Origin of the sequence: Chitinophaga sp. Cy-1792, from assembly GCF_011752935.1 — a bacterium.
Classification (GTDB): Bacteria; Bacteroidota; Bacteroidia; order Chitinophagales; family Chitinophagaceae; genus Chitinophaga.
Genome location: NZ_VWWO01000001.1, coordinates 345,448 through 365,448 on the forward strand (window position 1 = coordinate 345,448; position 20,001 = coordinate 365,448).

20 protein-coding genes are annotated in these 20,001 nt (G+C 45.0%); 4 read left to right on the forward strand and 16 right to left on the reverse strand.

Annotated elements, in window-relative coordinates; translation table 11 throughout:
- Positions 1 to 86 precede the first annotated feature (86 nt).
- Both ligA and F3J22_RS01380 read left to right on the forward strand, forming a co-directional pair.
- Positions 87 to 2,192: an NAD-dependent DNA ligase LigA gene (gene ligA, locus F3J22_RS01375; protein WP_167013541.1), complete on the forward strand. Its 2,106-nt coding sequence runs from the start codon at positions 87 to 89 to the stop codon at positions 2,190 to 2,192.
- Positions 2,193 to 2,204: 12 nt separating this feature from the next.
- The gene (locus F3J22_RS01380) at positions 2,205 to 2,642 is read left to right on the forward strand and encodes a nucleoside deaminase (protein ID WP_167013543.1); all 438 of its coding nucleotides are present in this window, start codon (positions 2,205 to 2,207) and stop codon (positions 2,640 to 2,642) included.
- Between the two features lie 71 nt (positions 2,643 to 2,713).
- Here F3J22_RS01380 and F3J22_RS01385 read toward each other — a convergent pair whose 3' ends face one another.
- The 3 genes from F3J22_RS01385 to F3J22_RS01395 all read right to left on the reverse strand — a co-directional run bounded on the left by F3J22_RS01385 (position 2,714) and on the right by F3J22_RS01395 (position 5,035).
- Complete coding sequence (locus tag F3J22_RS01385; RefSeq protein WP_167013545.1) at positions 2,714 to 3,649, reverse strand: SPFH domain-containing protein; 936 nt, start codon at positions 3,647 to 3,649, stop codon at positions 2,714 to 2,716.
- 176 nt (positions 3,650 to 3,825) lie between these two features.
- Positions 3,826 to 4,035 (reverse strand): hypothetical protein, encoded by a 210-nt coding sequence (locus F3J22_RS01390; RefSeq protein WP_167013547.1) that lies wholly within the window; start codon positions 4,033 to 4,035, stop codon positions 3,826 to 3,828.
- A 295-nt stretch (positions 4,036 to 4,330) separates the two neighbouring features.
- Positions 4,331 to 5,035: a LuxR C-terminal-related transcriptional regulator gene (locus F3J22_RS01395; RefSeq protein ID WP_167013549.1), complete on the reverse strand. Its 705-nt coding sequence runs from the start codon at positions 5,033 to 5,035 to the stop codon at positions 4,331 to 4,333.
- A gap of 264 nt (positions 5,036 to 5,299) precedes the next feature.
- On the opposite strand from F3J22_RS01395, the gene F3J22_RS01400 reads away from it, so the two are divergent.
- Both F3J22_RS01400 and F3J22_RS01405 read left to right on the forward strand, forming a co-directional pair.
- On the forward strand, positions 5,300 to 5,902 hold the full coding sequence (locus F3J22_RS01400) for a superoxide dismutase (RefSeq protein WP_167013551.1): 603 nt from the start codon (positions 5,300 to 5,302) through the stop codon (positions 5,900 to 5,902).
- A gap of 75 nt (positions 5,903 to 5,977) precedes the next feature.
- Positions 5,978 to 6,697, forward strand: a complete 720-nt coding sequence (locus F3J22_RS01405; RefSeq protein WP_205195127.1) for an FkbM family methyltransferase — start codon at positions 5,978 to 5,980, stop codon at positions 6,695 to 6,697.
- Positions 6,698 to 6,765: 68 nt separating this feature from the next.
- Here the strand turns inward: F3J22_RS01405 and F3J22_RS01410 are convergent, their stop codons facing one another.
- The 13 genes from F3J22_RS01410 to F3J22_RS01470 form a co-directional block, all read right to left on the reverse strand.
- Complete coding sequence (locus F3J22_RS01410) at positions 6,766 to 7,557, reverse strand: DUF1080 domain-containing protein (protein ID WP_167013553.1); 792 nt, start codon at positions 7,555 to 7,557, stop codon at positions 6,766 to 6,768.
- 18 nt (positions 7,558 to 7,575) lie between these two features.
- Positions 7,576 to 8,955, reverse strand: a complete 1,380-nt coding sequence (locus F3J22_RS01415; protein WP_167013555.1) for a Gfo/Idh/MocA family protein — start codon at positions 8,953 to 8,955, stop codon at positions 7,576 to 7,578.
- Positions 8,956 to 9,107: 152 nt separating this feature from the next.
- On the reverse strand, positions 9,108 to 10,790 hold the full coding sequence (locus tag F3J22_RS01420) for a S41 family peptidase (RefSeq protein WP_167013557.1): 1,683 nt from the start codon (positions 10,788 to 10,790) through the stop codon (positions 9,108 to 9,110).
- 42 nt (positions 10,791 to 10,832) lie between these two features.
- A complete protein-coding gene (gene yidD / locus F3J22_RS01425; protein WP_167013559.1) occupies positions 10,833 to 11,063 on the reverse strand; it encodes a membrane protein insertion efficiency factor YidD in 231 nt (76 codons plus the stop codon).
- Positions 11,064 to 11,082: 19 nt separating this feature from the next.
- Positions 11,083 to 11,514, reverse strand: a complete 432-nt coding sequence (locus tag F3J22_RS01430; RefSeq protein WP_370459417.1) for a ribonuclease P protein component — start codon at positions 11,512 to 11,514, stop codon at positions 11,083 to 11,085.
- An 11-nt stretch (positions 11,515 to 11,525) separates the two neighbouring features.
- The gene (gene rpmH / locus F3J22_RS01435; protein WP_012788729.1) at positions 11,526 to 11,681 is read right to left on the reverse strand and encodes a 50S ribosomal protein L34; all 156 of its coding nucleotides are present in this window, start codon (positions 11,679 to 11,681) and stop codon (positions 11,526 to 11,528) included.
- Between the two features lie 193 nt (positions 11,682 to 11,874).
- The gene (locus F3J22_RS01440) at positions 11,875 to 12,384 is read right to left on the reverse strand and encodes an OmpH family outer membrane protein (RefSeq protein WP_167013561.1); all 510 of its coding nucleotides are present in this window, start codon (positions 12,382 to 12,384) and stop codon (positions 11,875 to 11,877) included.
- A 55-nt stretch (positions 12,385 to 12,439) separates the two neighbouring features.
- On the reverse strand, positions 12,440 to 12,955 hold the full coding sequence (locus tag F3J22_RS01445) for an OmpH family outer membrane protein (protein ID WP_167013563.1): 516 nt from the start codon (positions 12,953 to 12,955) through the stop codon (positions 12,440 to 12,442).
- A 69-nt stretch (positions 12,956 to 13,024) separates the two neighbouring features.
- Positions 13,025 to 15,784 carry an outer membrane protein assembly factor gene (locus F3J22_RS01450; RefSeq protein ID WP_167013565.1) on the reverse strand — a complete coding sequence of 920 codons (2,760 nt, stop codon included), beginning with the start codon at positions 15,782 to 15,784 and terminating at the stop codon, positions 13,025 to 13,027.
- Positions 15,765 to 16,526, reverse strand: coding sequence for an isoprenyl transferase (locus F3J22_RS01455; protein ID WP_167013567.1), 762 nt, complete (start codon positions 16,524 to 16,526; stop codon positions 15,765 to 15,767). The genes F3J22_RS01450 and F3J22_RS01455 overlap by 20 nt, the downstream gene beginning before the upstream one ends.
- A 217-nt stretch (positions 16,527 to 16,743) precedes the next feature.
- The gene (locus F3J22_RS01460) at positions 16,744 to 17,610 is read right to left on the reverse strand and encodes a DUF6089 family protein (RefSeq protein WP_167013569.1); all 867 of its coding nucleotides are present in this window, start codon (positions 17,608 to 17,610) and stop codon (positions 16,744 to 16,746) included.
- A 64-nt stretch (positions 17,611 to 17,674) separates the two neighbouring features.
- Positions 17,675 to 18,571 carry an NAD kinase gene (locus tag F3J22_RS01465; RefSeq protein WP_167013571.1) on the reverse strand — a complete coding sequence of 299 codons (897 nt, stop codon included), beginning with the start codon at positions 18,569 to 18,571 and terminating at the stop codon, positions 17,675 to 17,677.
- A 12-nt stretch (positions 18,572 to 18,583) separates the two neighbouring features.
- A complete protein-coding gene (locus tag F3J22_RS01470) occupies positions 18,584 to 19,993 on the reverse strand; it encodes a POTRA domain-containing protein (RefSeq protein WP_167013573.1) in 1,410 nt (469 codons plus the stop codon).
- Between the last annotated feature and the right edge of the window lie 8 nt (positions 19,994 to 20,001).

The following is a 20,001-nucleotide window of genomic DNA, read 5'->3' on the forward strand; positions in this document are numbered from 1 at the left end:
ATTAACAGAGTTTTTTTTGTCACAGCAGTCGCCGGCCTTCGCCGTCAGAAAAGATAAGTTTATTTTTACGGCTCAGTACTATTTATATGTATACAAAAGATATAGAAATTACACTCGATCAGCTCGCCAAAAAACTGCTGGCCAATCACCAGCAACAGCAGCTGTTGGATTCCATTGATGAAACCCTGGAAGCTTTACGCCGCGTTATTACGTATAACGACTGGCGTTATTACGTACAAAGTGATCCTGTACTCAGCGACTATGAATACGACCAGCTGTTTGCATGGCTCAAAAAACTGGAAAAGGAAAATCCTGATCTGATTAGTCCGGATAGCCCTACCCAGCGCGTAGCACGCGGCCTCACAGAAGATTTCCCTACCGTTCAGCACCTCGTTCCCATGCTTAGCCTGGAGAACTCCTACAATGCTGATGACCTGATCGACTGGGACCGCAAAGCCCGCGAAGCCGCCGGATTACAGGAAATTGATTACTGCATCGAACCTAAATTCGATGGCGCCAGTATCTCCCTGATATACGAAAATGATATGCTCACCCGCGGCGCAACCCGCGGCGATGGCGTTGCAGGGGAAGACATCACCAATAATATCAAACAGATACGCACCATCCCGCTTTCTGCTAAATTCTCCAACTATGGCATTCAGCAAATAGAAATACGTGGTGAAGTACTGATCAATAAAAATACCTTCAAGGCTTTCAACGAAAAAAGAATCGCTGAAAACCTGCCACCACTGGCCAACCCACGCAATGCGGCCTCAGGATCGCTGCGCATGAAAGACACCGCAGAAGTAGCCAAACGCGGACTGGAAGCCTTCCTCTATCACATGAGCTATCATACCATGGAAACAGGCAAACAGGAACCAGCCCAACTGCTCACCCACAGCGGTACGCTCGACCTCCTGAATACACTCGGTTTCAGAAGTCCGGCCAAAGAAAAGAAAGTGGTGAAAGGCGTACAAGCCGTCATCGACTACGTACTCCATTTCGAAAACGAAAGAGACAACCTCCCTTACGAAATCGACGGCATGGTGATCAAAGTCAATGACTACGCGCTGCAGGATAAACTCGGCATGACCACCCACCACCCGCGCTGGGCTATTGCCTATAAGTTCAAGGCCCGCCAGTCTACCAGCAAATTGCGCGCAGTGGAATTCCAGGTTGGCCGTACCGGCTCCATTACGCCTGTTGCTAAAATTGATCCCGTTCATATCGGCGGCGTAACCGTGTCTTCTATTTCGCTGTTTAATGAAGATGTTATCCGCGAGAAAGATCTTAAACTAGGCGATACCGTCCTGGTAGAAAGAGCCGGTGATGTGATCCCCTACATCGTGAAATCCAATGCAGATATGCGCGATGGCAGCGAAACGGAAATCGTATTCCCTACGCATTGCCCGGTATGCCACGACAAACTCTTCAAACCCGAAGGGGAAAGCGTTTGGCGTTGTGTGAATATCAATTGCGAAGCCCAGGTAGTAGAACGTATCATCCACTTCGTCAGCAAAGACGCCATGGATATCAAGAGCTTCGGGGAAAGCAATGTGCGTAAGTTTTTCACCATGCACCTGCTGAAAGATATTCCCGGAATCTACCAGCTGGACTTTGATAAAATCGGCACCCTGGAAGGATTTGGGAAGAAATCCCTCAGCAACCTGCAAACAGCTATTGAACAATCCAAGACACAACCGATACACCGGCTCATCTTTGGTTTAGGTATCCGCTATGTTGGGGAAACTACCGCCAAAACCTTAGCCAATGCAGTTTCCAATGTAATGGACCTGAAAAACTTCACAGAAGAACAGATCCTGGCACTGGAAGATATCGGTCCTAAAGTGGCTGGCTCTATCCTGCAGTTTTTCAGTAATGAGGATAACTTACATATGCTGGAAAAGCTCGCATCGCTGGGCCTTAACCTGGAAAACACCAAAACTGCCAGCGCAGGCAGCGGAGAACTGGCCGGCCAGACATTCCTCTTTACAGGAACCCTCGCCAAACTGAAACGCAGCGAGGCAGAGGAAATGGTGGAACAGCATGGTGGCAAGATCGTCAGTGGTGTCAGTAGCAAACTCAATTATCTCATCGTAGGTGAAGATGCCGGCAGCAAACTCGAAAAGGCTAAAAAAATCAATACTATTAAGATTCTCACAGAAGATGAATTTCTGGAGATGATCAAATAACCCTGCTGCAATATGGATGATCTGCATTTTATGAAACAGGCGCTGAATGAAGCCCGTAAAGCCTTTGATGAAGGCGAAGTTCCTATCGGCGCCGTGGTGGTTTTAAATAACCGTGTTATAGGCAGAGGATATAATCTCGTAGAAAAATTAAATGATTGTACCGCTCACGCGGAGATGATCGCACTAACATCTGCATTCAATACCTTAGGTAGCAAATACCTGATGGATGCCACCCTGTATGTAACAGTAGAACCTTGCCTGATGTGCGCCGGAGCGCTCTACTGGAGTAAGATAGGAAGAATAGTTTATGCTGCCGCAGATGATAAAAATAGTTACAGAAGAGCTACCGGAGAGAAATCTCCCTTTCATCCGAAAACCAAACTGGAGCAAGGTCCTTGTAAAGAAGAGAGCCTTACCCTGATGAAAACGTTCTTCGAATCCAGGAGGTAATACTACTTTCCAATAAACGGAAAAGCCCGTCTCTATCAAGTAGAGGCGGGCTTTTTCTATTGAAATGATGACTATTTCTTTGGTTGTTCCGGTTCCATCAGCGAATGCATACCCATCATCTGTTTCATGGAATGCTCCATTCCTTCGGAAGAACCATCCAGGAAGATCACGTTACCTTTGCCGTTTTCAGCAAAGTGCTTGATGGCTTCCGTCCACATAGAGAAGAGGATAACTGAGGTATCCAGGTTAGCCTGCTGCATTTCTTTAGCAGCCATGGTCATACCTTTGGCCACTTCTTCACGGAAGAGGGCAACACCCATACCGCGCAGCTGCGCCGCCTGACGTTCTGCTTCTGCAGCAATTTTGATGGCATTACCATCCGCTTCGGCAGCTTTGGTTTTGGTGATCAGTAAGGCCTGACCTTCGTTTTCAGCAGCGGCTTTCAGGTTATTGGAAGCTACCACCTGTGCCATTGATTTCATAATGGCCTCATCAAAAGTGATATCGTTCATCTGAAGATCCTGCAGGTGATATCCCCAGTCCTCCAGCGTTTTATCGATCTGTTCTTTTACGTGTTCTGTAATATCTCTGCGAAGACCCAATACTTCCGACTGTCTTTTAGTAGCAACAAAACCACGGATAGAACCTTCAATGGTACGTACGAGCGCCTGCATGAAGCTTCTTTCGTCCATGAATTTGAAGGCCACATTTTTGATGGTTTCTTCTTCCTGGTTCCATACGGAATACAACAGCATTGCTTTAAAGTATACGTTGGCCTGGTCGATGGTGATCGCCTGGAATTCCAGTTCTACTGAACGGTTCTGAATGGAAACACGCTTGAAAACTTTTTCAATCACAGGTACTTTAAAGTTAAGGCCAGGAAAAAGGATGCGGTTGTATTTACCGAAGATCGTGGTTACAGCGATGGTTCCCTGCTGCACCGTGACAAAACACGACAGCACCACCAACAGAATAAGGAATGCTAAAAAATAAGGTACGAATGGCATAAAATATAGTTTTGGGTAGGGTATGTTTTGGTAAATATAAGCAATAAAAGACTACTGCCATCGTGGGTTGACAGAAAAATAAGGGGTTATATGAGGGGACGTGTCTGTGCGAAGACAAACAATGGATGAAAAACTGAGCTTAAAAATTACAATGAATGAAAATCAAGTAAGCTTAGTTAAATCCTTTGTTTTCTTCGGAAGAATATAAATACGTCGTCCAGTTCAATCTGTTTCAACTGATATGCAAGCCGGGTTCTCAGATCTTCTGTTTCATCTTTGATTTTACGATATTGATCTTTCAAACTTTCATAACGTGCTACTATTTCTTCAGCAGTAGCCGTTTGATCCAGTTGCAAAATATAGAATGCTCGTTCCTCGGTTATCATAGTGATAGGGGTGTTTCAGCCAATAATCATATCAATATGTTTAAAAAACATACATAATATTATTTTACTAAATTAGTGGAGATTCAAAAACGAGCAAATACCCAACCTTGGGTATTTTTAGAACTTTTTTAGCAAAGTTTAGCAGCTCCGGTCTACGTCTTTGAGTTCCTTAGTGTCTGGTAGTCAGAAATATACAATTTAAATTATAAATTTTCAACAGGTGTTGTGAAAATTTTGTTGCTTGATTACTATAAGAGGAAGGTCAAAAAACCGATATTATTTTAACAAAACCGTGCTATTGAAAACCAATTTTCCGGGCCAGGGATACCAACTCTGTACTATTCCTTACTTTAAGCTTTAACCGGATGTTTTTCCGGTGGGTTTCTACTGTATAACGGCTAAGGTTCAACGAAGTGGCTATTTCTTTATTATTCAGTCCCTGAACGGCAAGAGCAAGGATATCCTTTTCGCGTGCGGTTAACTTATTCAACAGGTTCTCATTCTGCCTGCGCAATATCTCTGATAAGGCGTCGGCAAGGGCTACATTGGTATCGATAGCACCGGTCAGGTCCAGGAAAGCACAGATAATCTCTACTACTTCTCCATTTTCATTATGTGTAAAAGGAACTTCCAGACCCAATAACCAGCGGTATACCGAATCTCCTTTCTTTTTTATACGGGCTACACCTCCAAACTGTCGCTTATTATTCCGGAAAGATTGCTGCGCTACACTGGCCAGCTTAAAATCATCCGGGTGCATTACATTTCTGAAAAAATCCATCCCCAGGCCCGCCATTTCCTCTGGCGTATAACCAAAAGCTTCTGCCAATGCCTGATTACACCAGGTTATAGTTTTCTTGTTATTATCATAACTGTAAAGCATGGCAGGCGCATGATGCAGGATACCTTCCAGCCATTGCACGCGCTTCTTTAATTGATCGTTCTCCTTTTGCAAGGCGGAGAGGGAAAAGTTTTGCCCTAAGTCAGAGGCTGTCTGCATACTAAACGTTTTAAACAAACAATAGGTAACTCACAACTGTCAGGCATACACGAAAAACTGCCTGTTGTTACGTCCTGTTAAACCGAGTACATGTAAATTTAAAATAAAATTTCATATGACCAAGCCCTGCCATTTTTACAATTAACAATTATATCAATATAATTGATCCGCCTATTGAAATTCTAAATTGATTTTTAGCCAGATAGGCAGTAAATTTGGCGACTATCTCTAAAATTATATTATAAACCCATAAAACATTTAGTTATGGCATTTACACTTCCGAGCTTACCATACGCTACAGACGCGTTAGAACCACATATCGACAAACTGACTATGGAAATCCACCATGGCAAGCACCACCAGGCTTATGTTGACAACCTGAACAAGGCTATCGCCGGTACAGACAACGAAAACAAATCCCTGGAAGAACTGGTAGCTAACGCTGGTAAGATCTCTCCTGCTGTTAGAAATAACGGCGGCGGTCACTGGAATCACAGCTTCTTCTGGACCAGCCTGGCTCCTAACGCTGGCGGACAACCTACCGGTAAACTGGCTGATGCAATTAACAGCACCTTCGGTTCTTTCGACGCCTTCAAAGAAAAATTCAACGCTGCCGGCGCTACCCGCTTCGGTTCAGGTTGGGCATGGCTCCTCGTGAAAGATGGTAAACTGGAAATCTCTTCCACTCCTAACCAGGACAACCCACTGATGGATGTTGCCGAAGTAAAAGGTACTCCTATCCTCGGTGTGGACGTTTGGGAACACGCTTACTACCTGAAATATCAGAACCGTCGCCCGGAATACCTGGCTGCCTTCTGGAACGTGGTAGACTGGAAAACTATCGGCGAGCGCTTCGAAAAAGCTTAATGATATCTTACCTTATAAATCCTCCTGGTAAAACACCAGGAGGATTTTTTATCTTGTAGCCAGACAAATTCTTCCATGAAAAGTAATAGTTCCGTCAGTACCAAAATCGGCAAACTTCGCCGGATCCTTAAAAACTTCACCATCGAAAATCTCCGCCATGGCCATTTTTCCTTCGCCCAGGAAGGAGAAGACATGATCCTTCGCAGGTTCTTCCATGGAAGAGAAAACGGATTCTTCGTTGATATTGGCGCCCACCACCCTATCCGCTTCTCTAATACCTACGGCTTCTACCTCGACGGATGGCGCGGTATTAACGTAGACGCCATGCCAGGAAGTATGGAAGCCTTCCGCAAAATCCGACCACACGATACCAACCTCGAAGTACCTGTATCTGACCAGAAACAGATACTCAAATACTATATCTTCAACGAAACCGCCCTCAATACCTTCTCTGAAAAAGAAGCTAAATTAAAAGATGGTCTCAACAGGTATAAAATCGTTGATGTAAAAGACCTGGAAACAGTTACACTGTCCGAAATCCTTGATAAACACCTCCCTGAAGGTAAAAAAATCGACTTCCTCTCTGTAGACGTCGAAGGCCTCGACCTACAGGTATTACAATCCAACAACTGGGATAAATACAGACCTGAATTCATTCTCGTGGAAGACCTGAGAAGCGATATTTCAGATTCCCTGGATAGCCCGCTCTATAAATACCTGCAATCAAAAGATTATAAAATGGTAGCAAGATCCTTCAACACCGCGTTCTATCGCGATAAAAGATCTGCTGAATAAAAATTAAAAAGGGCTGACTAAAAAGACCAGCTTGTTAGTCAACCCTTTTTTATTGCCTGCCGCCGCTGCTATTGCAGCTCTTTCAGCTTAACATTCTTAAACCATATCTCACTGCCATGGTCCTGTAAAGAGATATGCCCCTTCTTAGCAGTGCCATAACCTTTGGCATCTTTCCACTTTCCGGTTGCCTTGTTCTTTTTCCACTCATCGCTGCCAATGGTATATTCCGCCGTTTTCTGGCCATTCAGCCAATGTTCCACATGCCCCTTGTTTACAATGATCTTGGTATGGTTCCATTCACCAATAGGGTTGGAAGCCGCTACCAAAGGCGGATTCATCGCATAGTTAGCGCCTGTTTTCTGCCAGTCTTCCAGCTTCTCAGGGAAATTATTATCATCAATGATCTGGTATTCCGGTCCACTCAGATAAGGTGCATCATAATCTTCTGTAACCAGGTACAGAATACCGCTGTTACCTTTTGGCGACAGCTTCCAGTCTGCATCCATTTCAAAGTTGGCGTATTCCTTATCTGTGGTAAGGTCAGCACGCTTGTCACTCTTGTCTGTAGTGCTTCCCAGGCAATGCAGGATACCTTTCTCTACTAGCCATGTTTCGGTAGGCTTATTCTTATATCCCCTCCAGCCGTCTTTACTATTACCATTAAAAAGCAATACCCATCCATCTGCTTTTTCTGCATCGCTCAATACATTATCTGTAGTGGCGGCTTCTTCAGCTGGCAGGGCACTTACCGAATCAGTTTTTACAGTGGTCGAATCCTTCGCAGTATTGGCATTGCCATTGCCGCAAGAGCTGGCGGCGATTGTCAATACGGAAAGTACGGGTACGATTAATTTTTTCATATCAATGTTCCTGTTTGATTAGCTGATAACTTTAAGATTATTCGGATCCCAACGGATGATTTTATTGGTAAAATAACTGTCGTTACAAAGCAATGCAGGCGCGGCTGCACGGAAACCGAACAACGGATCTTCCGCTACCTTACCATTATTACGCATGGCATTGAAAAGATTATAGAAGTGATCGAAATGCGCTCCCTTATAGCCTTCTTCAGCGGCATATATCAGCTTATCAGGGTCCATCATGGACTTACGGTCATACACATACGATTTGCCGGCACTGGCGTTCTTAGCGACTGTCAGCGGATCGTTGGCATCTACTTCGTTACGGTTTCTGTATAAGGTTACCTTATCCCACTCTACCGTCATAGAGCCTTCGCTACCTACCATGCGCAGGTAATTGGTACCACCGGTACCATCTACGAAGTTGACACGCAGTGATAAGTTAAACGCAGGATGGATCGCTGTTTCAGGATAGTCGAACATACCCAGCATGATATCCGGCACTTCCCTTCCATCTTTCCAGTAACGCAATCCGCCGGTAGCCATCACTTTTTCCGGCCCAACAGACCCTGTTACGAAATGCAGACTGGAGAAGAGATGTACGAAGAGATCCCCGGAAACACCTGTACCATAATCACGGTAGTTGCGCCAGCGGAAGAAACGAAGCGGATCGAAGTCGCGCTTAGGTGCATGTTTCAGGTACGTATCCCAGTCAACGGTTTTAGGAGAAGCATCTGCAGGGATCGGATACTGCCAGGCGCCGGTTGGCGACATACGTGCCCAGAAACCCTCCGCATAGTTCAACTTACCGATAGCGCCATCTTTCAGCAGGGCTTTTGCTTTCTCATTACCGAGAGAGCTCATCCCCTGGCTACCTACCTGGTAAACCACTTTATTGCGTTGTTGCGCCTCTACTACTGCAGGACCTTCGGTAATATCATGTACCATTGGCTTTTCGCAGTAAACAGATTTACCTTTGTTCATCGCAGCCACGGAGATTTCCTTATGCCAGAAGTCAGGCACAGCGATGATGACCGCATCAATATCCTTGCGGTCCAGAATTTCATTGTAATTACGGGTGGTGTAGATGTCATTCCCCCATTTCTTTTTTGCATCTGCCAGGCGGCCATCGTACAGGTCGCAGGCAGCTACCAGTTTCGCACCAGGTACAGTTATAGCAGTGTTGGCATCAGCAGTACCCATGCCACCGGCCCCGATCAATGCTACGTTGATCTGATCATTCGGGCCGTACTTTTCGTTCATACGTGAGAGTGATTCGATATTTCGCCGTTTATCCGCTGCCGTTAGTATAGTTGGCAACATCGATGCGCCTACTACTCCTTTGGCAAATTTGCTGATAAATTTCCGGCGGGAGTTTTCGTTGGAATTTACTGGCATGATTACCCTTTTGTTTAGGTTATAAATTGATGATTGGTTAATATAAAAACTATCGGGCAATAATGCAAGAACGAAGGATAAGCGGTGGGTATAAATAACAAAGGGGAAAGACCAGTAGTCCTTCCCCTTTATTTTTTTTATTTAGTGAGATATTAATTCAGTGTGCTGACAGTTAACAGTTGCTTATATGCAGCAGGATCAGATAAAATGCTGATAGCTTTATTTACGTCATTATCATTGACAAGGCCTTTTGCAATACGACCTTCCATCATGTAGTAACGACTGGCGATTTCCTCTTCCAGCAAGCGTTTGATCTCATCTTTATTTTTAAGGAGATCCTGTTTTTTATCGTGCTTCAGCTTCTGTTCCAGTTCTTCCAGATCTTTGGATACTGCATCATAATATTTTTCTTTCTGTGCAGTTGTTTTGAATGTTTCCAGTGCTTCTTCACTGCGGGTTTTATAGCTGTAGTCTTTGCTGTCCAGGAAGTGTTCGAATTCATCAAACTCAGGCTCTGTCAGCTTAAAGGTTGATGCAGGTGCGATCTGTTTATGCTTGTAGTAATACTGTGTAGCATAATCGAAGATATACTGTTTACGCAAGAGCGTCACTGCCACCTGGCTAAGGTACATCGGGTCTACCTTTGCATCCGGCTCAATGCCACCGCCATCTTTCACGGTACGGCCACTGACTGTTTTAAATGTTTTACGGAGAGAATCCGGCACATAATCTACGCTGCCATCATCATTACGGCGGGAATAGTCGATGGCCTGGATACAACGGCCGCTAGGTGTGTAATACTTTGCTGTGGTCACTTTCAGCTTGGTGTTGTAAGGCAGCTGACGCGTAGTTTGCACCAAACCTTTTCCATACGAACGCTGACCTACAATAATACCACGGTCCAGGTCCTGTACGGAACCTGCAACAATTTCAGAAGCAGATGCCGATGACCTGCTTGTCAGGACTGCCAACGGAATATGCATGTCTGCCGGTGCGCCCTGTGTTTCATAGGAGCGGTCCCAGTTTTTCACTTTTCCCCTGGTGCTGACGATCTGTTTATTTTTATCTACGAAGATGTTGGCTACTACTACAGCCTCATCGAGTAATCCGCCGGGATTACCCCTGAGGTCGAGTATGACGCCTTTCATCGCAGGTTTTGTTTGTTTGAGTTGTTCGAAAGCTTTGCGTACCTGTTCGCCGCTGGCTTCGGTGAACTGGGTCATTTTGATGTAGCCGATATCATTCTTAACGAAACCTGCGTAGGAAACAGGTTTAACGTTAATTTCCTGGCGAACGATTTTTTTGGTCGCTGTAGTGCCGTCGATTGGATTTTTGAAAAGGATATCGAGTGCAGTACCCGGTGTTCCTTTGAGCAATTTACTAACGGTGTCCTGTGGCACATTTTTCATGGAGCGGCCGTCGAGCGTGATGATGATATCACCGGGTTTAACGCCGGCTTTGTCCATGGGTGTTCCAGGGTAGATATCCGTGATATTGGTCCAGTCTCCATTGGTGGAAATAGAGGCCCCTACGCCGCCGTATTTGCCGGTGGCCATGTACTTCAGGTCGTCGAGGTTATCTTCGGAGATAAAGTCGGTAAATGGGTCTGTTTCGTCCAATATAGCGGAAATGCCTTTCTGGATGGTTTTCTCAGGCGGCAGATCGTCTACATAGTAAGTATCCAGCTCATGGTAAAAAGCGGCGAAAATATCGAGGTTTTTAGCGATCTGGAAGTACTTATTGTTTTCGTCGAAGGAGAATATGCCCACGGAAGTTATCAGCAGCACACTCAGGACAGCGATGAGTTTCCTTTTCTGGCGAAAAAAGTTACGCATATAGATAGCGGGTGGTAAGATGAAAAAATAATCGTTGGCTTGTTACGGCACCGGGTCGTACCCGTGACCACCCCATGGATGGCACGACAAGATACGTTTTATAGTAAGAAAGCCTCCTTTAAAGAGACCATATTTTTTGAAGGCTTCCAGTCCATATTGGGAGCAGGATGGGGTATAACGGCATTTAGCTCCCAGCCATGGAGAGATCAGCCATTGATATAACTTGATGAGGAAAATAAACGGTAAACCCAGCCAACGCACTACACGATTCATAAACAGCTTTTATCAAAGATTAGGAATGGGTGGCAGGAGGTATTTCAGGAGAATTACCGGTTGCTGCCAGTTTCTTTAAAATTACCGAAATTTTGCTGTGTATGGTGGAAAAGGGCGCGATATTTTTGTCGGTATAGACAAGAAATACGGCCATTTTACGGGACTGGCTGTTGAGCTGATCGTAGAGGGTTTGTTTTTGCAGGCGCCATGCTTCACGGCTGAGGCGCTTAATACGGTTGCGGTCGGTGGCGCGGGGGAATTTGCGGGTAGATGCGGAGAAACCCACCTGCACAGGGTATCCGTTTACCGGCAGCTGATCCAGCGGCATGTAAACGACACGGTATGGAAAAATAGAAAACGCTTTTCCTTCACGAAAAAGCGTTTCAATAAGTTTCCTGCTCTTTAGCCTTTCTTCCTTTTTAAAAGAATAAGTCTTTATGGCAAATAGTATTTATCTACTAATTATTTCAGCTTACGCTCGTCAGAAACAGTCAGCTTCTTGCGACCTTTAGCCCTGCGGGATGCCAGTACCTTACGGCCATTGGCAGTTTCCATTCTCTTTCTGAAGCCGTGAACGCTCTTTCTGCGTCTGTTATGCGGTTGAAAAGTACGTTTCATTTCTTTTTTTTGTTTTTACCTGTACTACTAAAACCTCCAACAAAGGAGGAGCTGTTTTTAAAACGGAAGGCAAAGGTAGCAGAAATTATTTGAAAAGCAAAATAATCCGAAAAATCTCCGTTGGCCTAAGCCTCAAAATTAAAAATGGAATGTGGAAATCCACATTCCATTTTTAAAATATATTGAAATTCAATTATTTAACGCCCAGTTTTGTTTTAACGGCAGCCAGGATATCGTCGCCGTTTGGAGCAACCAGTAACATACCATTGCTGTTGTCGATTACATAACCGTAACCTTTTTCTTTAGCCACATCTTCGATAGCTTTACGTGCTTTATCGTAGATAGGTTTCAGCAGGGCAGCCTGTTTTTCCTGGATTTTCTGCTGAGAAGCATCGCTATAGTCCTGGATTCTTTTCTGGATATCCTGCAGATCTTTAGCTTTGATCTCTTTCATGTTATCAGTCATGCTGGCTGCTTTATCATTGAATTCCTGCATTTTTTTCTGATACTCTTCGTACATCGCTTTACCATCTCCTTCGAGACTTTTAGCGAAAGTTTGTAATTCAGTCTCTGCTTTTGCAGTTTCAGGCATAGCCGTAACCAGTGCCTGAGCATTGATATGCGCTATTTTAGCCTGTGCCATTGCGTTTACGCTAAACAAACCAGATACTGCCACAAAAGCAATAATAACGAACTTCTTCATGATGTTGTCTGTGTTTAAAATCTAAATACTTATAGTTAAAATAATAGGTGCCAGTTTATTTTTTCACCCCGAGGGATTTCAAAATATCATCACTTTTATCCAGTTTCGGATCAAAGAAAATTAAAGTAACGCCACCCGACTTATCAAGTACAAAATCATACATTCTACTGGCAGCCAGCTTCTGTACGGCATTGTACACTCTATCCTGGATTGGTTTTACCAACTCTTCCCTTTTCTTGAAAAGATCTCCTTCATAACCGAAACGCTTCTTCTGCAGGTCCTTGGCATCTTTCTCCTTCGCCACGATCTCGTCTTCACGTTTATGTTTCAACTCCTCGGTGAGCATTACCTGCTCCGCCTGATAAGACTTATACATCTTATCTACTTCCTGAAATTTTGCGTCAATCTCTTTCTGCCATTGGTCTGCAACAGCATCCAGTTTTTTCTGCGAATCCTTGTACTCAGGTATATTATCAAGGATATATTTAGTATCTATCACACAATAGCGCTGTGCATTGGCTCCAAACGCTGCAGCCAGTACAATGGCCGCTGTAATAAATATTTTTTTCATGCTACAATGGATTTTAACTGCATCCGGAGTTGTCCGGTTAATTCCTGCAATATATAATTTATTTTCACATTATTCTGGTTCGAAGCCGAGCATAAAGGTAAACTTAGCCGCATTCTTCAATCCCTGACCAGGTTGCAGTCTGTCAAATCCTATACCATAATCAAACCCGAGCAATCCAAACATTGGCAGGTAGAAACGCATACCCAGACCCGCTGAACGACGTAATCTGAACGGATTGTAATCCTGGATATCACGGTAACCGTTCGCTGCTTCCAGGAAGGCCAGACCAAAGATGGTGGAACTTGGATTCAGACTTAATGGATAACGTAACTCCATCACGTACTTATTAAATACGGTAAACCCTTCGTATCCCGCTGGCTGACCAGTTTCTGGATTCACACTAGGATTGGAGGTATAATACACCGGATAACCTCTCTGAGAGATGATATCACGGTCGTAGATCGCAAAGTTACTCAGACCATCTCCACCCAGCTCAAAGCGACCGAACGGCGACAGTGTAGTACGGTTGTTGTAACGCCCGATGTAACCGAATTTAGCAGCAACTTTCAGTACGAAAGTCTTGTTATCGCTACCCATTGGCTTGCTCAAAGGCACATACCATTCCGCATTGAAACGATACTTCTGGTACTCAATAAATTTGAACTGATCAGCAATCGGCTCTGCTTTGTAGTCCTTGTCCGGATTTAACAAAGAATATGGAGGCGTAAACTGACCGGATAACATGAAGCTGGAACCACTGCGCGGGAAGATCTGCTGATCCACAGAAGAACGTGCCAGGGTGATTTTCAGGTTGATGTTATTGGCATTACCATTGGAGAATCCAGGGATACCAAAGTAGTTATAGTTCTTCAGTCTGTACTGTTGATAGTTCACAGAATAAATCAGGGAGAAATAGTCATCCGGCCATTTCAGCTGTTTACCCAGTGATACGGAAGCACCCAGTACGCGGAAGCTACCATTCGGAGAAGTAGTAGTATCGTTATATAACTGTTTGTAATAATCGTTGTAAGCATAAGGGTTCTGGTAGCTGCTGTAGAAGCTTACAGAGAACTGGTTTCTCTTTTTACCGCCCAACCATGGTTCAGTAAAGGAGAAGTTATAGGAACGATATGCTTTACCGTTGGAAGATACACGCAGGGAAAGTTTCTGGCCATCACCACTTGGTAACGGATCCCAGGTTTCTTTCCTGAAGATGTTACGGAGAGAGAAGTTGTTGAAGGTAACACCCAGGGTACCTGTCAGACCGATGTAACCACCCCAGCCCGCAGAGAGTTCCAGCTGGTCATTGGCTTTTTCCTCCACGGTATAATCGATATCCACTGTACCATCCTGTACGTTAGGCACCGGGTTCATACCGATTTTCTCAGGGTTGAAGAAACCAAGGTTAGCAATCTCACGGTTAGAACGGATCAGGTCCTGACGGGAGAATTTCTCACCTGGAATGGTACGCAGCTCACGACGGATAACGTGTTCGTTGGTTTTTTCGTTACCAGCGATACGTACTTCCTTAATGGTAGCCTGCGGACCTTCACGCAATCTGATTTCATAATCGATGGTATCACCATGGATGGCGGTTTCCACCGGATCGATCTGGAAGAAGAGATAACCGTAATCCATGTACGCACCGGTGATATCACCACCTTCCTGCGACATTTGCTTACCGATTCTTTTTTCCAGCAATTCCAGGTTATAGATATCCCCTTTCTTAATACCCAGCATTTTAGTGAGCAAAGAGTCGGAGTACCTTACGTTACCTTTCCAGGTAATATCACCGAAATAGTATTTTTTACCTTCAGATACATCGATGTCGATGTTCAGGTTTTTATTGGCAGATGTATAGGTAGTATCCTTTACGATCAACGCATCTCTATAACCATTTTTGTTATAGTAGGCTATGAGCTTGCCTTTGTCCTCGATGTACTTACCTTCATTGAATTTGGCAGAGCTGAACAGTTTGAAGCGGAAATAAGGGTCCAGTTCTTCCAGGGCTCTGGTAGGCTGCAGGAAACCGTAGGTTGTCCAGAAGTTACCTTCCTGAGGGATAGAATCCTTGTACACGACTTCTTTATCCGGATAAAGGGTAATGTGAGTGGCCTCTTTGGTACCCTTCATGCGTTTTTTCAGCCTGTTATCAGAGATATTATAGTTATTAACAATGTTGATATTATTAATACGGGTTTTGTTGCCCTTATTAACATCAAACACGATAATAGCGGTATTGACAGCACCACTGTCTACACGCTGGTAAACGGTGACGGTAGCATTACCAAAACCTTTATCAGCGTAATATTTATGTGCGGTACCGATTACGTTCTGTTTAACGCCTTCGCTCACCACGTTTCCTTTACGGAGACCGGCTTTGTTGGCGATTTCATCAGCTTCGGATTTTTTGATGCCTTTGAATGAGAAGCTACCTATACGTGGCATTTCCACGAGTTCTATTTCCAGCCAGATTTTACCATCTTCGATTTTGGTTACGTTGATGGAAGCACCGGCAAACAGGCGCTGAGACCATAAGCTTTGCAGGGCTTTTGCGAACTGGTCGCCACCCGGAAATACTACTTTGTCGCCTACACTCAGGCCGGACAGAGACAGCAGCAAAGATTTATCGAGGTATTGTGTACCGGCAATTGTGATATCGGCAATCTCATATTGTTGCGGTGTACCCACATTGCTGGGAAATTCAACCTGTGGATTAGCAGGTGTCGGAGCTGGCGGAATGGTATCCTTCTGTTGAGCGGATACACGCATCCCGGCGCCACAACAAATAGCTATAGCCAGTAGGCCCTTAGGAAATAATTTCTTCATTCTGCTGAATTTGTTCGCTTGTTTTGCCAAAACGCCTTTCTCTGGTTTGGTAATTTAAGATGGCTTCGTAAAGATTCTCATTGCGGAAATCCGGCCAGCGGGTTTCTGTAAAGTACAGTTCCGCATAAGCCAGTTGGTATAAGAGGAAATTACTGATCCTGCATTCTCCGCTGGTACGGATGATTAATTCAGGATCTGGCATGCCGGCGGTACAGAGATAATTCTCGAAAACATTCGCTGTAATAGAAGCCGGGTCCAGTATACCTTTTTGCGCATCAGCTGCAATTTTTTTGGCCGCGTTCACGATTTCCCATCTGGCACTATAGCTAAGGGCCATGACAAGGGTCAAACCGGTATTATGGCTGGTAAGCGCGATGGCTTCCTCCATTTCCTGTTTTGCCTGCGGCGGTAACATGCCCAGGTCCCCAATCACATTCAGCCTGATATTATTTTTAGAAAGGGTATTCACTTCTTTTCGGATAGTGTTTACCAGTAGTTCCATGATGCCATTCACTTCGTAAACCGGACGGTCCCAGTTTTCGGTTGAAAATGCGTATAGGGTAAGGTAGCCGAGTCCAAGATCTGCACAGGCTTCCACAATTGTCCGCACACTCTCCACTCCTTCGTGATGCCCATACAGCCTGTCTTGTCCCCTCTCCTTTGCCCAACGGCCATTACCATCCATAATGATGGCAATATGTTTCGGTAGCCGTTGTAAGTCCAATTTATCCTTCAAACTCATTTGTGTCAGGCGTATTATATCAGATTATACAGATTTACTAAAAGTGTGCAAAGATACAAAAATAGAGTAATGACTTTTTTGGCAAAGCCCGGCAGGGGGTTTTAACGTAGTTTTAACAGCGAATACAGCACCATAGCGCTTTTCAGGAATTTAAGCGGTGAGGTTCGTCTGTTCAACGGGAAAGTTAGCCCTCCGGTAGAAAGTCGGGCAAAGGTATCTAAAATTTACAGTGATAGGAGGTAAATAATATGCTAATTGATAACTCTATCGTCAGGTACTGGTCCTTATCCCGGCTATTGCCACGCTGGCGGCCCTGTACACCTATCGGAGTACCTACAGCCCCCGACCTGTCCTGCAATTGAGCAGCTATAGTCGGCTGACCGTCCAACCCTGGCGGAAATGCAGCGGGTCCGGCATAAGTAGTACTGACGTCGTCCAGGTAGTCCGTCTCCGTATACCTGTACAAAGCTTCAATAGCCACATTAACTTTTCTTGATATGTTATACTTGAATCCTCCCCCTATCAGCCACGCATAGGACAGCAGGCTGTAAGGCTTACGGTCGGGATACAAGGCTGTTCCCTGACCTTCTGTATGTAATGGTTGCAGATAGTATTTCTTGCCGTCCAGATAGGCGTAAGGGTTAAAATGAAACCCACTCACCCCGCCGGTCAGATATGGCGAAAACCGCTTGTCCAGACTCCCCGGTTCAAATCTGAAAAAATTAAAATCTCCCTGTAAAGCCAGTTCAAACAAATCTGTATTAAAACTCAGGTTCCGCCTGCGCGCAAACTCATTCTTATTATAAGTATCCGAATAACCCAGCTGCATATACCGGAAATGAGCCCGCAACCCGATGTAGTCATTCATATACTTACGATAGAATATACCTACAGCAGGTTTCATGGCATTTAATGCCCTTCTGGTATTCAGGTCCCCGAAATATTGTGCTGTTCCTGCAGATATCCCCAGCTCCCCAACATACTGCAACTCACTCTGAGCGGCAGCCCGCTGTACCAGCATAGGGACTGTTGCCAACAGTAACGTAAACACGAATTTTCCAGGATAAAAAAAAGTTTTCAGCATAAATCAGTTATACTTAAACGCAATAATGCCCTATTTATTTAATATGTGATGGTGGAAATTTTTGTCAGCTGTTTATCTTGATCATATTTCGGGCATCTATCCCCCACAACAGCTTATTTCTCAGGGTATGAAGGAAATTACTGTCATCCAGTCTTAAAAGACTCAGCTTAAAACTCTCTTTTCGTATAGCCAGCTGCACATTGCTGCCTATTGTTTCCATACGGGAATCCAGGGTACACAAAAACTGATCACTACGGCCCTCTACCTCAAAAGATATCACGTTATTATCCGGAACAATAATAGGCCGCACATTCAGGTTATGGGGTGCTACCGGGGTAATGACAAAGTTGCCGGCATCAGGGAATACGATAGGGCCGCCACAGCTAAGGGAATAACCCGTAGACCCCGTCGGGGTGGATACAATCAGGCCGTCGGCCCAATAGGTATTTAAAAATTCGCCGTTAAGATAGGTATGGATCTTCACCATCGCAGAAGTATCCTTCTTATGGATAGTAAACTCATTCAGGGCATACGGTATGTCGCCGAACAAAGGCATGTTGGAGTCCAGGTGCAGGAGACTACGCTGGTCCACGATATAGGTACGGTGCAGTAATGCCTGTACCAGCCCGTGGATCTCGTCCTTGCCAATACTGGCCAGGAATCCGAGGCGCCCGAAATTGATCCCTATGACAGGAATAGTGGTATCGCGCACGTAGCAAACGGTATCCAGCAGGGTACCATCTCCCCCTAAACTCATCAGAAAGTCGATCTTACCGGGTAAATCCTCTGCCCGGGAAAATACTTCCAGCGGGCGCTCAAAAGTGATATGCTGCTCCAGCGTACGCAGGAAGGGCTCGTAAATCATGGCAGATATTTCCGCACGCTCCAGTTCATCCAGCAACAAACGGATGTTAGAAATATCTTCTGTAATAAAACCACGGCTATAAAGTGCTACCTGCATATCTGTTTTGCTTTACATATCTATACTCGCGTGTAAAAATAGTCCTTTTTGCCCTAACTGGTTAAAGCTGTATTCGATACGCAGGCAGGTATCGTAGAAGGAAACGATGTCCATCCCAAATCCGCCGGTATATAACATCCTGTTGCTAAGTACGCCATTGCCAGGGAATTTGTCGTAGCTGTAACCAGTATCACCGTAGATTTTCAGGAATACGCGGAGTGGCACGTAGGCAAATTTCTGCGGCACGATCGGTAATTTAAAGCGGGTGGAAAATACTTCCTGGCGGGCAGTAGCTTTCACGATGGCAAAGCTGGTCCCGTCTACGACATAATATTCAAGTCCGCGGAGATAATCATCATTATACCCGATTGCGAGTTTATTAATATATGGCTGATCGGCGCCAAACTTGGCCTGGCTTCGCAGCCCCAGGGCAAAGTAGGTTTTCTTGTATACCTGCCAGTATTTCGCTACGTTCAGCCGTATGTGCACATCATTGATGTCGTTTACCCCAAGTAGCCCACGCTTGCCCACTTCTCCCAATATATGAATGCCCCTGAGAGGATATACCCAGCTGTCGGCATGTATATAATTTACACGATATATGAGATCGATAAAATTCACGTGGGTGCGGCCATTACCCAGGTAATTGGGGTTCAGGATGGCCACGGAATCGGTTACACGCTCGTAATTGTAGTTCAGGAATACCATGTGGCGGGTATTGATACCCGGGCGGAAGCTGTAGCTGAGGCCGGCAGTATAGATCTGTCTTACATAATCATCCTGCTTAAAAAACACCTGTTTATTAAAAGAGGTACTGTCATTTACCTCACGGTTCCTGCTGTAGGAAAACAATATCCCCAGGCCATGCTTATAGCTTTTATCTATATAGGGAACGCTATATTGTAGTTGTAAACGTTGGGTATACCCAAACTGTATGGCGGCGTTGAGGGCATCATTGCGGCCGGTCAGGTTGGCCTGGGTACCGCGTACGCCAATATTCACGCGGCTCAGACTATGTCCCTGCTCTACCCACCATTGGTTAAAGTTTCTGTCTGCCAGCTTGAAGATGGGCACCGCAATGGTATACCATCGTTCCCAGACATCGAAAACGAGGTCGGCTTCGTCGCCGCTCCAGTTTTTCACGTTGGCAGTAACATTCAGGAACAGCGATGTATTAAGAATTTGTTTACGGTGTTTCTCCAGCGTTTCGGCAAGATCTTTCAGATATATCGTATCTCCGGGCACCGTATTTACTTCTCGCAGAATTATGGAGGTGCGGGTCTTTTTATTACCTGTGATAATAATACTTCTGACAATCAGAAAGGCGCCTTTTTCGCTTGTACCGGTAGCATCCTGAGCTGCCACGGGCAACACATATCCAAGCAGGCACAGTAAAGCCAGCATAAAGCAGCGTCTCAGCATGTAGGCAC